The following is a 12,223-nucleotide window of genomic DNA, read 5'->3' on the forward strand; positions in this document are numbered from 1 at the left end:
ACAATAAAAAGAGGGGGCGAATAGCCTCCTCTTTTTATTATGTCACTTTTTGTCGGTAAATCGATATTTCGTGCAAAATCGTTGATATATTCTAAGTTATGATAGATATATTTGAAAAATCGTTGATATATTGCAAGTTATGATAGATATATTGAAAAAATCGTTGATATAATTTCACTCACCGAGAACAGGGCATCATTTACTGAGCGAAAGTTACGATTCACTTCGCATCATAGTCAACCTCTTTCAACTGACATCGCTTATTAAAGAACGTTTTATATCCAAGCTGTAAAAAGATAATGACAGCGAAAGCGGTACTTCCTGAAATACCGAGTATGATAGCGATTTGATATTGAATGGCTGTGAATGGTGATACACCGGATAATATTTGACCAGTCATCATGCCTGGTAAGCTTATAATTCCCATTCCGACCATAGAATTAATTGTTGGTAAAATAGCAGAATCAAAAGCGTCTCGAATGAGCGGAGCAGCTGCTTCTTTCGGTGTTGCGCCGAGCATAAGTGCACCTTCAATTTGACCTCTTTGCGATTTCATATTGTTTAAGAACGTATTTGCGCCGAGAGAAACACCAGTCATGGCATTACCGACTAACATTCCCGTAATAGGGACGATATATTGCGGAGCATACCAAGGGTCATGACCGATAATAACAAAGATAAATAGTAGAAGTGGCCCAATTGATCCAGCGACCATGGAAAGGGCGGCTACTCGTTTTAATTCTTTAGACATTGGGATATTAACTCGTTTATAAATATTAAAAATTGCAAAGGTAGTAATAGAAGTAATGAGAGCAATTGTATAAAATGGATTACTGTTTTCAAATACGTATGTAAGGACATATGCAACAAGTACGAGCTGAATCGTCATACGGAATGTTGCGAGCGCGATTTGTTTTTCACGAGGTATTCCTTTTAATTTTACAAGTCCAATTAAGATAAGGATAAAAATATAGGCAGCCGCCAGTTGCCAAATTTGGAGTTCAATAACGCCCTTCAATAGAGAGCACTTCCTTTCTAGTTGCACCGTTTGTTTTACTAATTTCAATAATGTCGTCTGCAATTTCTTTTGGAAGTTGTTGCGAGTGTGTGATGAAGATAACTGTTTTTTTCTTTTTTCGTGCTAGTTCAGTAAATTGTTTCATAACGCGGCGTTCTGTATCATTGTCTAGTGCTGAAGTGGGTTCATCTAATAAATAGACAGGCGGATCCATAAGTACAATACGAGCAAAGGCAAGTCTTTGTTTTTCACCGCCGGATAATGAGGAGGCGCTATCTTCTAATTGCTTGTCTAAGCTAACGGTTTGTAATGCACTCCGCAGGGCATCATCATTTGGAAATGGTTTTTCAGAAAGACGAAGTCCCGTTAATAGGTTTTCTTTAACGGTTCCATCAAAAATAGGTGGAGTTTGCCCAAGCATAACTACGTCACGACGTAATTGAATAGGCGGATAATCAGAAATTAACTTTCCGTTATATTCAATTGTACCGGATGTTGGAGATTGTAAATCGTTTAACATGCGAAGCAATGTGCTTTTTCCACTTCCACTTTCACCGATAATGCAAGTGATTTTTTCATTTTGAATCTGTAAATAAGGAATGTGTAGGATATCTTTATATATAACGTCTTTTAATATAAACATAAATCGCTCCTTTCTGATTCTATTTATATCGTATCAAAAAAGGGAGGATAAGGGTTATAAAGAGCAACGTTTTTTCTTCATCTTGAGTTTTATTAATAAGTTAAGTAAACGATCTAATTCTTGGCTGAAAGAAATCACTTTATTATGAGTTAATCCGTATCGTTCAACGAGATAGATTAACTCTTTCTTTTTCGCTTCTATTCGATTGTTTAGTTTCGATAAGTTCATAAGTTGAATGTAATGCCTCCTACAAAAGTATTTATCACATAAAAAATAAGACCGAATGAATTCGGTCTTAAAGGAAATAATAAGACAACTTACAAATAGCATACACTGTTTATCAATAGTTTTTAATATAAAAATGAAAAATAAATCATTATACATATTGAGAAAGATGTGTCTGATAATTTTTAAAAACTGATGCAAAGAGGCTGTCTACATAGTAGACAGCCTGTAAGATATTAACCCTTATGATATTTGTACATCCAAAGTAGACCGGATTTTAATAATCTTGGTACACGTCCCATTAATGGTTGGTTTGCAAGTAAACCGAAGCCATGCTTCTTACCAAGAGAGCCGAGAACACCTTTTAATTTGATTATAGGTAGTTCGTCAGGAAGTGGTTCATTGTTCCAACGTTTTAATAATATTTGGACAATTTGCTCTCCTTGACCTTCAGCAAGTTGGGCAGATGGAGCGTGTGGAAGTGCTGCGCAATCTCCTACAACATACACGTGCTCGTTATTTGGAATATTATGATATTTAGTTAAGACAACCCGTCCGCTACCATCTTGTTCAACTGGAAGGTTTCGAACAACTTCATTTGCTTGAATACCAGCTGTCCAGACGATTGCATCACATTCAAGTGGTTCATCGTGGTTATACACAATATTTGGTTCCACTTTTGTAATGTTAGAGTTTCTTATAATAGTAACTTTATGTTTTACGAACCATTCTTCTACGTATCTACTTAATTTCTCTGGATACGGGAATAAAATTCTATCTTTTCGATCAAATAAATAGATTTTTAAATCAGAACGGCTTTCGCGAAGTTCACTGGCAACTTCCACACCACTTAAGCCAGCGCCAACGACAGCTACTGTTGCATTTGGTTCTAGACTATTTAATTGTTCATATGTCTTACGTGTTTGTTCAATCGATTGTAGGCTATGTGTATATTCTTTCGCCCCAGGAACGTTATGATATTTATCCTCACAGCCAAGACCGATAATTAAATCATCATATTGGATCGCTTCGCCGCCATCGAGATGAACAGCTTTTTCTTCGAGATCAATATTTGTTATTGTGCCGTATTGAATATTGAGTCGTGGGTGCTCGGGAAACGGTATACGAATATGTGTTTCTGAAATAGTACCCGCAACTAATGCATAATATTCAGTTTTGAAGCAATGATATGGTACTTTGTCGATTAATGTCACTTGTACATCATCTGGAAGTTGGTTGCTTGGAAGTAGCCTTTGTAGAATTCTCATTCCACCGTAGCCGCCACCTAGTATTACGAGGTGTTTCATGATGGATTACCCCTTTTCTGTTGAAATATCCCCTAATCATAAAATTTTATATTAATAAAATATTTTGACTTTACTCAATCAAATTATATCGAATTTGTGAACAAATAACAATGCATGAATGAATACTCTGTTGTACAATAAGAAGAAAAGTAAAGTAAACTGTTTTGCCTTTTTAGTTACTATTTTATTGCAAGTAGCATGTTATATAAAATAAAACCATCTACTTTGAAGTGAAATAGTGAAGTAACTAAATAGTTTAGGATGTATAACGAAAACAACAAGAGACAGCTTAGTTTTCTTCTTATAGATGGAGTCAGAAGGTAATTTGTTTTGTAGTACAGGGGGGAGAATTTTGATTAAACCATTAATTGAATTTTGTGTAGGTAACCTTGCAAGTGGTTCACAAGCAGCTTTAGAGAAATTAGAAAAAGATCCGAATTTAGATGTAATGGAGTATGGTTGTTTAGGATATTGTGGCATTTGTTTTGAAGGACCGTTTGCACTTGTAAATGGTGAAGTTGTACAAGGTGCTACAGTAGAAGAACTGGTCAATAATGTATATGATTATTTGGATGAAAATCCAATGTTTTAAGGTGTTGCAATCAGCAGCACCTTTTTCATTAGATAAAATGTTATTTCGTAGGGGAGTTTAATACTATAGATAAATAAAAAAAGGCCCTTTTTAGAAGGGCTTTTTTCTTACACAATGTGTGTAAGAGTGGCTCATCGCCAAACGTTGTCAAATATGAGAAACGGGGGACATTCATATTGTGTTCTAAAAGCATGCATTCTATACTTAAAATAACAAATTATTTTTGGAGTGAATATAAATGAGCCAATTTTCTTTTACAAAAATGCATGGTCTTGGCAATAGTTATATATATGTAAATATGTTTGAAGAACAAATTCCTGAAGAAGATTTAGTTCTTGTGGCGGAAAAGGTTTCAAATATTAATACTGGTATTGGAGCAGATGGGATGATTTTAATTTGTCCATCTGACGTAGCTCCGGTGAAAATGCGCATGTTTAATAATGATGGTTCAGAAGGAAAGAGTTGTGGTAACGGTTTACGATGCGTAGCGAAATATGCGTATGAGCATAAACTAGTAGAAGAAACAGTTTTCACAATTGAAACGTTAGCTGGTATTGTAACAGCGGAAGTAACGGTAGAAGAAGGGAAAGTTACATTAGCGAAAATCGATATGGGAGCACCGCGTTTAACACGTGCAGAAATACCGATGCTTGGTGAAGGTGAAACACCATTTATTCGTGAAAACTTCTTATACAATAATCATCGCTATGCATTTACAGCTGTTTCAATGGGGAATCCGCATGCGGTTATTTTTGTTGATGATGTAGAGCAAGCACCTCTTACAACACTTGGTCCAGTCCTGGAGACACATGAAATGTTCCCAGAGCGAGTAAATGTTGAATTCATCGAGATTTTGAATGATGCAGAGATGAATTTCCGCGTTTGGGAACGTGGATCTGGTGTAACGCAAGCTTGCGGAACAGGAGCGTGCGCTGCAGTTGTCGCTGCTATTTTAAATGGAAAGATGGAACGTGGTAAGGAAATTACAGTCCATTTAGCTGGCGGCGATTTAATGATTGCTTGGACTGAAGAAGGAAACGTGTTGATGAAAGGGCCTGCGGAAGTAATTTGCCGCGGAGTGTATGAGTACAAGATAGAAGCGTAAAGATGTATAATAGAATGAGAACAGAAAGGATGGTGTATTTCATGATTGAAGTAACAGAACAAGCAGCTTTTCAAATTAAAGATATGTTAAAAGATGCTGAAGATGGAGAGAAGTACGTGCGCCTTGCTGTACACGGCGGCGGATGTACTGGCCTTTCTTACGGCTTAGGATTTGAAGTAGAACCAAAAGAAGACGACACAGTTCTTGAGTTTTTCGGTGTTGAATTTGTTATCGATACAGAAAGTGCTCCAATTGTTAAAGGAGTAAAAATTGATTATAAACAATCGATGCTTGGCGGCGGATTCACAATCGACAATCCAAACGCAATCGCATCATGCGGATGCGGATCATCTTTCCGTACAGCGACGAATGCTGGTAAGCCAGAAGAGTGCTAAGTTTTTAGCCGAAATAGAAAAAGACCTTTTTAGCGATGGAATAAAATCGTTAAGGAGGTCTTTTCTTTTGCCGTAAAATCCTGATTGGTACGGGCTAATTAAAGTTTCACTTTATCTTTGCATAGATGCATGTATCAGCTAGTTGTTTACCGTCAGCTGAAAAATCTTCATTACGCAATATCCCTTCAAGTTCAAAGCCTAGTTTTTCAGGAATCGCACGACTTTTCGTGTTATTACATTCACATTGGATTTCAATCCTTCTAAATTTGAATAACTGAAATCCAAGGTTTGTTAACACACTTACTGTTTCTGTCATATATCCACTGCCACTAAATTGCGTGTTAATCCAATATCCAATTTCGCATTTAGAAACCTTCCAATTAATTCGATGAAGGCTAGCCGTTCCAACAAAATCATTCGTCTCCTTATGGTAGATAAGATAGCGAAAGCTTTCTCTTTTCAAAAAATCTATATGTGCATTTCTCAGAAGAATTTCCGTTTCTTCAACAGTAGGAATGGACTGAAATAAAGACAACCATTGCTTTAATTCATTAATGGAATCTTTAATAGCTTGTTGTACTATATCCCCTTCACCTGCTTGAAGTGGTGCTCGAAGAATGAGTCTGTCTGTTTCTATTTGTAACGGAACATCTAATAAAATAGGATTCATATTATTTCTCCTCTCGAAACCTTTAAATTATGACAGAATGAAACTTATATCATAAAAAAACTTTCACCCAAAAGAAATAATTCTTGAGGACGAGAGTCGCAATTTATAATAAATGAATTGAAAAATACTTTATCTCACTAATAGAAAATCACGTCACAGCATCACTATTAGTTATTATAGAACTGTGTGAAGTACAGGAATATAGTAAAGCTTATCTTCCCATAAAGGAACCTCTCAAAAACGAGTAAACAATAAATATATATTCAATTCATCATTTAGAAATCCCTTTTCACATATTGAAAACTAAACTATCAGTTGGTACAGCAGCATTAGGTTGTTAAACTAATGCATATGTTAATTGAATAAGGAATTATTATTTTTTAAACTGCTTTAAATTGAACGCATAATTCAAGATTGATTATCTATACACAATCGCATCATGCAGATTTGGATCATCTTTCCGTACAGCGACGAATGCTGGTAAGCCAGAAGAGTGCTAAGTTTTTAGCCAAAATAGGAAAGACCTTTTTAGCGATAGAATAAAATCGTTAGGAAGGTCTTTTATTTTGGCGTTAAAACAGAAAATGCATGTAAAGTTACTTTAGAATTTAATTTAAATGTTATTATATATGGGATATATGATTAATCGAGTTTCATATTGTTCGTTTTAAGATAAGATTATGCAACAGAAATGTAAATGAATAGGAGAAATATACTATTTATTAGTTATATTTAATGTTAATATTTGTAACGAAGATGATTGGTGACCATGTTTGGATTAGCTGTAGCTGCATCGGTTATGACTAATAGGTAGATTTATTCCATAAAAGCCCGATTGGTGAGGGCTGATTAAAGTTTCACTTTATATAAAAAAGGTGCATGAGGGAGAAGGCTATAGCAAATTGTATAGAACTGAATAGTTCCGTATTAATTAAAATACGTTGATTACTAAATATTAAAAAATACCGGGGGGATTAGAGTGAAGTCATTTAAGAGAGTACTTATAGTAGGGATGGCGTTGACTACAGTATCGATTTTGGGAGCTTGTTCTAGCGATACAGACGTATTAACAAAAGTAGGAGTAAAGCAACCAGCGAAGGCGGAAGGTGACGTACTAAAAGAACAGAAGAAAACACCTATGACTACGAGTAAACGTGAAAGTATTAAAAATGAGGACGCTCCATCATCACAGAAGCGTTACATTTCTCATGATGAATCTAAAAAGATTGAGGAAGGTATGATGTATACGGATATTCTTAATACGATTGACTACGGTGGTGAGAACATAAAACATTATAATAACAATGAAAAACGCGTATTTTATACTGAAAAAGATACGGATGGTACATATGAAATTATGGTTGAATTAAATACATATGGTTACGTTGTGAATATTGAACGTACTGCTATAAAGGATACAGAGAAAGATACAGAGAAGGATACAGAGAAAGGTAAAGAGAATCGGGTATCTACGAAACGTATTGAAGAGCCTGTAAAGGAATATGAAGAAAAAAACGATCGTGTACCGTGGTATAAAGATGTAAATAACAATTCGGCAGCAGTAAGTTACAATCACTATTTGAAAATCAAAAAAGGTATGCCTGCGAATCAGGTAAAAGCTGCAATTGGACAGCCACATGTGATTGAGAAATATAAATCTTATTCAGTATATGACTATACTGGTTATGGTGGAGAAGGATCATTACGTGTAATCTTTGAACCGAATGGAACTGTTACGGATGTAGTGGAAGACGGTTTACCACGATAATAAATTAGTTACGGAAGAGTTGTAGTAAAGTTTTCGTTGATTTTATAAAGTTTTTGGGAGCATACCCGAATATAGATGGAAAGTGTTTTTATTAGCCATGTTAACTATAGTATCAGTATTTACCGAAGTTTCTTCCAAATTCAATAGCGTTATTGTGGATGTTGTTGTCGTATTATTCTTGTTGGTATATATCGCAGTAGGACAGCGGTTGTAACTGAACGTAAGAGGACGCGTAGTAGCAGCTTCCTTTTGAAAGAAGGAGGAAAATATGATGGAGGATATTCTTGAATTCATAGGGAGATACGTAATTAAACCTATTATTAGTTTAGTGAGATATCTTGTAATAGAGATTATAATTGAGGGCATAATAGAAGGCGTAATAAACGGTATAAGGAAATTACGTGATAAGTGGCGAAATTGGCGTGAAAGACGTTATTGGCGGTAGTGTAGGTGATGAGTGTGCGAAACAAAAACGTTATACAGAAGTTATGAAGAAGTTTAATGAAATAATAGAAAACGACTTGCATTTAGAATCTGTACTCGTTCCAATTGGTGATGGAATGACGATTTCTAAAGTGAAGAAATAATTATTATCTTACAAAAGTGTAATGTTCATGTCATGTTTTTGAATTTCTTCTTTAAGCTCTGCGCTTTAAGATAAGAATATAAGAAAAACATATGAGGTGAAGGAAATGAAAAGATACATTGCACTATTTAGTATTTTAGTTGTATTTGCAAGTCTGTTAGTTGGTTGTGATTTAAACCGTATGGGTAAAGATGAGTATTATGTTCAAATTACAGTAGATGGAAAAGAATTTGATAGTAAAGCTAGTGATGGGCAGAAATTTAAAGATTATGAATATAAGCTGACTGGCTTTGATAAAGACGGTAAAGAGAAAGAATTGGAATTCACAGCACAAAAAAACCTTCGTAAAGAAGCATTCCTACGCGTATACAACTCAGATAAAAAAGGTGTAACAGCTTGGGAAGAAGTGAAGAAAGACGAGCTTCCAGCGAAAGTGAAAGAAAAATTAGGCGTGAAATAAGACAGATAGAAAAGGAATTGACGAACAGGGTCAATTCCTTTTTTTGCTTTCAAATTCTTCTTCTGAAAAGACTTTAAATCCGTATCTTTTAAATAAAGCAGTAGTTACCCCGTAACCAGTTTGCTTATTACCGTTAAATTCTCCAGTATAAATCGTAGAACTACCACAAGATGGACTACGTTCCTTTAAAATAATATATTCTGGTTGTAAATTTTTAATTTGTTCTAATGCTTTATAAGCGCCATTTACGAAAGCTTCTGTGACATCTTCACCATCTTTTGTCATCACTTTCGCTTTTCCGTCCAAAACGTCGTCGACATTCCCGCCAATAATTTCAGCGGAAGGGCGAGGCGTTGGTAGTCCCCCTAATACTTCAGGACAAATGAGGACGGTATCTTCTTTTTGCAGAAGCTCCTCTATTTTTGAAACGAGATTGTCATTTCCGTCATATCGACAAGCGATACCACCTAAACAAGCGCTAATTACGATCATATTTTCATCTCCATTAAAAAAATATTAAATTCCACGCCAAATTCTCTTCCTGCCTCTTACTTATAAATGAGGTGATATAGATGGGAAGCTTATATAATTTAATGAAACCATATAGTGAATTTCGAAGTAAAGAAGAGTTTAATACATATCAAAAACAAGTTTTGAAGTGCTACCGATTTCAATTGAATAAAACTGATTCTATCATTATTCATTTTTTAGGAAAGTATGCGGTGAATGAGAAACAAAAAACAGTAGGAGTCGCCTGTCCGTTAATGGAGACGATTGCGAAGAATGTTGGAAAGAGTATTCGTACAGTACGCCGTTCAATTGCAAAGTTAGAGGGACTAGGAATTATAAAGCGTGTTGCAACAAAAGAAAGACATAAGCGCGGCGGGTATAGTGCGAATTTATATATTTTTCTTATATCTGCAATTGACCGCATGGATGACCGTATGAAAATGTCCGCTTGTAAAAGTGAGGATTATGCAGCTGGCTGTAGCGGAAAGGAACAAAAAAACGAGAGGGAAACAATTCTTTCTAAAAACATTCCACAAATAAAAGAGAAAAGAAAAATAACGTACGAGCTTGATGAGACGTATTGCCGTCATGATATACCGAAGCCTTTTATATACGCACTTCTGCCGATGACGAGTAATCCGAAGAAGATTAATATATTTTGGAGTAAGGTAGAACTTGCATATAAAAAGAGCGGATTGCTAGAGCAAGGTGTTTTACTAGAGCAAATATTAGCTGATGAAGAAGTGTATGGAAATTTCATTTGGCGAGTGAAGAGTGTCGTGAGAGCTTATAAATACGGGGAAATCCGTAAAAATGTGAAGGCACTTTTATATAGTACAGTGCGAGATTTATTTTTAGAGGTTGGATTAGAATGGGGAGCAGCACTGAGAAGAAGTAAGGGGATAGCGTTATTTGATCCATTTAAAAAGGAGCCATGCGTATAATACATGACTCCAAGTAGCTAGTCGAACTTTCTTACAACTGGAACACGAATCGCTACAAATAGTACGAAGACGATAACAGCAATTGCACCGCTTTTCATAACGGTTACGATTGGAATTCCCAGTGCAAGTGCGATTGATGTGAATGCATAAGAGAGCGGGATAAAGCCCATTGATGATAGCATAAGTAAGCTCATTACGCGTCCCATCATTTCCTCTTTTACTGTCGATTGAATCATCGCCATAAGCGGAACGATAGCCATTGCAATTGTAATACCATAAAACATGCCGGCTAATAGTGCTTGCCAAAGTACGGTGCTAAAGTTGATGGCTAAGAAGAATACACCAGACAATAGCATCATGATAATACAAAAAAGACCGCGCCTACGATTAATATTTCTTAAACCGACAATGACAGCACCGATTGCCATTCCGCCGCCTACAGATGCTTCTAAGTAACTAAACTGGAGTGAATCACCATGCAGCACGTTTTTAACAAAAAGCGGGAAACCAACTTGCATCGGGCCGATCAAAAATAAGTTTAAAAAGGCGCTACAAATAAGGAAAGTTGAAAGGAATGGTGATTCCTTTACATATAAGATTCCTTCTTTAATGGAAGTGAACATACCTTTATCCGTATCTTTTAGTTCTGGCATCGTAAATTGTATTTTTTGAACGAGTATGGCCGCGACAATCAGTAATAAAATTGTAATAGAAAATATTGTCTCGTAGTTTGTGAATTTGATAAGAATTCCGCCAAGTACAGGGCCTAAGATGACCGATGCTTGGTTCGTCATTTGTGTAAGTGAATTCGCTTGTGTTAACCGGCTTTTTTCTACCAATTCCGGTAAGATAGATCCATCTGCTGACCAGAAGAAAGCATCGGCAAGTCCAAAGAATAAAGCGAATAAAGCAAATGTATATAGTGTTACATCACCAACGATAAACCATGTGAGAATGGTTGCAACAAGAATCGCTCGAATAATATTGGAGTAAAACATAATGTTTTTTTTCGGGAATTTATCAGCTACAGCGCCGCCGATAATCATAAAAATAAGCCTTGGAACACTAAGAGCTACGAAAACAACACCGAGTGAAGCTTCAAGGTTTAATGTTTTTGCTATGTACCACGTTTGTGAAAAAGTAAAAAAGGCTAAAGCAAAGCTTGAAAAAAGAGTAGCTGCCCAAAGAAAAAGGAAATTCGTATTTTTTAATAACGGTTTTCCGCTTCCTTCTAAAGCAGTTTTATTTTGTTGTAGTTCCTCCATATTGCTTCCTTTCTATGTGACAAATTTAAACTAAAAAAACAGTAAACGCCCGATTGGTGAGGGCTAATACTCAATGAGAGATGTCCCTCGCTGATTATAGTTTCACTTTATACAGTTTCTAATATTTCTATACTGCACTTTCTCATTGTAGACAATAATAATGAATTTGCACAGTGGCTATTTAACGACAAAAAAGAAGATACCAAATGGTATCTTCTTTTTTGTCGTTCAGGCTAATGCAATATAAATATCCAATTGTACGTTGGTTGGATCTGTTGCTTTTTCATCATAAAGCTCAAAGTCTGTTGTAAAAGCACGTTTATTTTCTTTCGACCATTTCCAAATATATTCCCAAGCTTCGCAAACGACTTCAGCAACTGGTCCCTTTCTCGTTGTAAATACCGCATACGTAGCGGCGGGTATTGTTAAAGTTGTCATATTTTCAGGAACTTCTTTTAGTGAAGAAACGGGCATACCGATTGTAAATGTATATGTACCAGTTTCATCTGATTCGTAGTTTGAGTAGAAAGCGAGTGTTTCTTTCGTTTGTTGATTTGGGATGTGATGCATCATTTGTTCTTGAAAGTATCGGTTCCAGAGCTCGGGAATTTTTCCTTCAGTAGATGCTTCTTTTTCATTAGTCGTCGTAACCGAAACGCCGATTGCTTGGAAAGCTTCTTTTTTTACGATAATAGGTTCTTTCATCTTTAAAATATCCCCCTTATTAAATAGAAC

General features: G+C 35.8%; 15 protein-coding genes and 1 pseudogene. 8 read left to right on the top strand and 8 right to left on the bottom strand.

The window, feature by feature from the left end; genetic code table 11:
• Nucleotides 1-220 precede the first annotated feature (220 nt).
• The 4 genes from MHI28_RS22130 to MHI28_RS22145 form a co-directional block, all read right to left on the bottom strand.
• Nucleotides 221-1,018 (bottom strand): ABC transporter permease, encoded by a 798-nt coding sequence (locus tag MHI28_RS22130; RefSeq protein ID WP_000679259.1) that lies wholly within the window; start codon nucleotides 1,016-1,018, stop codon nucleotides 221-223.
• Nucleotides 1,002-1,661 (bottom strand): ABC transporter ATP-binding protein, encoded by a 660-nt coding sequence (locus tag MHI28_RS22135; protein WP_000470267.1) that lies wholly within the window; start codon nucleotides 1,659-1,661, stop codon nucleotides 1,002-1,004. Before MHI28_RS22135 ends, MHI28_RS22130 begins: the two co-directional genes overlap by 17 nt.
• 54 nt (nucleotides 1,662-1,715) lie before the next feature.
• Nucleotides 1,716-1,889 carry an aspartyl-phosphate phosphatase Spo0E family protein gene (locus tag MHI28_RS22140; RefSeq protein WP_001054092.1) on the bottom strand — a complete coding sequence of 58 codons (174 nt, stop codon included), beginning with the start codon at nucleotides 1,887-1,889 and terminating at the stop codon, nucleotides 1,716-1,718.
• A gap of 233 nt (nucleotides 1,890-2,122) precedes the next feature.
• On the bottom strand, nucleotides 2,123-3,193 hold the full coding sequence (locus tag MHI28_RS22145) for an NAD(P)/FAD-dependent oxidoreductase (RefSeq protein ID WP_000682066.1): 1,071 nt from the start codon (nucleotides 3,191-3,193) through the stop codon (nucleotides 2,123-2,125).
• A 352-nt stretch (nucleotides 3,194-3,545) separates the two neighbouring features.
• On the opposite strand from MHI28_RS22145, the gene MHI28_RS22150 reads away from it, so the two are divergent.
• From MHI28_RS22150 to MHI28_RS22160, 3 genes are all read left to right on the top strand, one after another.
• Entirely contained in the window at nucleotides 3,546-3,785 is a 240-nt protein-coding gene (locus MHI28_RS22150) for a YuzB family protein (RefSeq protein ID WP_000595025.1), read from the top strand.
• Between the two features lie 238 nt (nucleotides 3,786-4,023).
• Entirely contained in the window at nucleotides 4,024-4,890 is an 867-nt protein-coding gene (gene dapF, locus MHI28_RS22155) for a diaminopimelate epimerase (RefSeq protein WP_000077409.1), read from the top strand.
• Nucleotides 4,891-4,931: 41 nt separating this feature from the next.
• Entirely contained in the window at nucleotides 4,932-5,285 is a 354-nt protein-coding gene (locus MHI28_RS22160) for a HesB/IscA family protein (RefSeq protein WP_000573830.1), read from the top strand.
• A gap of 106 nt (nucleotides 5,286-5,391) precedes the next feature.
• Here the strand turns inward: MHI28_RS22160 and MHI28_RS22165 are convergent, their stop codons facing one another.
• Nucleotides 5,392-5,955: a GNAT family N-acetyltransferase gene (locus tag MHI28_RS22165; RefSeq protein ID WP_001068191.1), complete on the bottom strand. Its 564-nt coding sequence runs from the start codon at nucleotides 5,953-5,955 to the stop codon at nucleotides 5,392-5,394.
• 422 nt (nucleotides 5,956-6,377) lie between these two features.
• Here MHI28_RS22165 and MHI28_RS22170 point away from each other — a divergent pair.
• The 4 genes and pseudogenes from MHI28_RS22170 to MHI28_RS22190 form a co-directional block, all read left to right on the top strand.
• Nucleotides 6,378-6,455 (top strand): annotated as a pseudogene (locus MHI28_RS22170) (hypothetical protein); the annotation flags it as partial.
• A 479-nt stretch (nucleotides 6,456-6,934) separates the two neighbouring features.
• A complete protein-coding gene (locus tag MHI28_RS22175) occupies nucleotides 6,935-7,723 on the top strand; it encodes a hypothetical protein (protein ID WP_000834610.1) in 789 nt (262 codons plus the stop codon).
• A gap of 401 nt (nucleotides 7,724-8,124) precedes the next feature.
• Nucleotides 8,125-8,310 carry a methyltransferase gene (locus tag MHI28_RS22185; protein WP_002083726.1) on the top strand — a complete coding sequence of 62 codons (186 nt, stop codon included), beginning with the start codon at nucleotides 8,125-8,127 and terminating at the stop codon, nucleotides 8,308-8,310.
• Between the two features lie 105 nt (nucleotides 8,311-8,415).
• Nucleotides 8,416-8,769, top strand: coding sequence for a YxeA family protein (locus MHI28_RS22190; RefSeq protein WP_000833144.1), 354 nt, complete (start codon nucleotides 8,416-8,418; stop codon nucleotides 8,767-8,769).
• A 30-nt stretch (nucleotides 8,770-8,799) separates the two neighbouring features.
• On the opposite strand, the gene MHI28_RS22195 is transcribed toward MHI28_RS22190, so the two are convergent.
• Nucleotides 8,800-9,261, bottom strand: a complete 462-nt coding sequence (locus MHI28_RS22195; RefSeq protein ID WP_340828300.1) for a DUF523 domain-containing protein — start codon at nucleotides 9,259-9,261, stop codon at nucleotides 8,800-8,802.
• A gap of 80 nt (nucleotides 9,262-9,341) precedes the next feature.
• Between MHI28_RS22195 and MHI28_RS22200 the strand changes: the two genes are divergently transcribed.
• Complete coding sequence (locus MHI28_RS22200) at nucleotides 9,342-10,223, top strand: helix-turn-helix domain-containing protein (protein WP_000535257.1); 882 nt, start codon at nucleotides 9,342-9,344, stop codon at nucleotides 10,221-10,223.
• A gap of 17 nt (nucleotides 10,224-10,240) precedes the next feature.
• On the opposite strand, the gene MHI28_RS22205 is transcribed toward MHI28_RS22200, so the two are convergent.
• Together MHI28_RS22205 and MHI28_RS22210 are read right to left on the bottom strand one after the other, a co-directional pair.
• Nucleotides 10,241-11,488 carry an MFS transporter gene (locus tag MHI28_RS22205; RefSeq protein WP_000391930.1) on the bottom strand — a complete coding sequence of 416 codons (1,248 nt, stop codon included), beginning with the start codon at nucleotides 11,486-11,488 and terminating at the stop codon, nucleotides 10,241-10,243.
• Between the two features lie 228 nt (nucleotides 11,489-11,716).
• Nucleotides 11,717-12,193, bottom strand: coding sequence for a GyrI-like domain-containing protein (locus tag MHI28_RS22210; protein WP_000662574.1), 477 nt, complete (start codon nucleotides 12,191-12,193; stop codon nucleotides 11,717-11,719).
• Nucleotides 12,194-12,223: the final 30 nt, after the last annotated feature.

It is taken from the genome of Bacillus sp. FSL K6-0268 (assembly GCF_038005425.1).
Taxonomy (GTDB): domain Bacteria; phylum Bacillota; class Bacilli; order Bacillales; family Bacillaceae_G; genus Bacillus_A; species Bacillus_A thuringiensis_S.

What these genes read in the sequence shown, in the direction of transcription:
- MHI28_RS22135 (WP_000470267.1), bottom strand. Translation starts at nt 1,661, where the DNA reads ATGTTTATATTAAAAGACGTTATATATAAAGATATCCTACACATTCCT.
- MHI28_RS22140 (WP_001054092.1), bottom strand. Translation starts at nt 1,889, where the DNA reads ATGAACTTATCGAAACTAAACAATCGAATAGAAGCGAAAAAGAAAGAG.
- MHI28_RS22145 (WP_000682066.1), bottom strand. Translation starts at nt 3,193, where the DNA reads ATGAAACACCTCGTAATACTAGGTGGCGGCTACGGTGGAATGAGAATT.
- dapF (WP_000077409.1), top strand. Translation starts at nt 4,024, where the DNA reads ATGAGCCAATTTTCTTTTACAAAAATGCATGGTCTTGGCAATAGTTAT.
- MHI28_RS22160 (WP_000573830.1), top strand. Translation starts at nt 4,932, where the DNA reads ATGATTGAAGTAACAGAACAAGCAGCTTTTCAAATTAAAGATATGTTA.
- MHI28_RS22165 (WP_001068191.1), bottom strand. Translation starts at nt 5,955, where the DNA reads ATGAATCCTATTTTATTAGATGTTCCGTTACAAATAGAAACAGACAGA.
- MHI28_RS22190 (WP_000833144.1), top strand. Translation starts at nt 8,416, where the DNA reads ATGAAAAGATACATTGCACTATTTAGTATTTTAGTTGTATTTGCAAGT.
- MHI28_RS22195 (WP_340828300.1), bottom strand. Translation starts at nt 9,261, where the DNA reads ATGATCGTAATTAGCGCTTGTTTAGGTGGTATCGCTTGTCGATATGAC.
- MHI28_RS22200 (WP_000535257.1), top strand. Translation starts at nt 9,342, where the DNA reads ATGGGAAGCTTATATAATTTAATGAAACCATATAGTGAATTTCGAAGT.
- MHI28_RS22205 (WP_000391930.1), bottom strand. Translation starts at nt 11,488, where the DNA reads ATGGAGGAACTACAACAAAATAAAACTGCTTTAGAAGGAAGCGGAAAA.
- MHI28_RS22210 (WP_000662574.1), bottom strand. Translation starts at nt 12,193, where the DNA reads ATGAAAGAACCTATTATCGTAAAAAAAGAAGCTTTCCAAGCAATCGGC.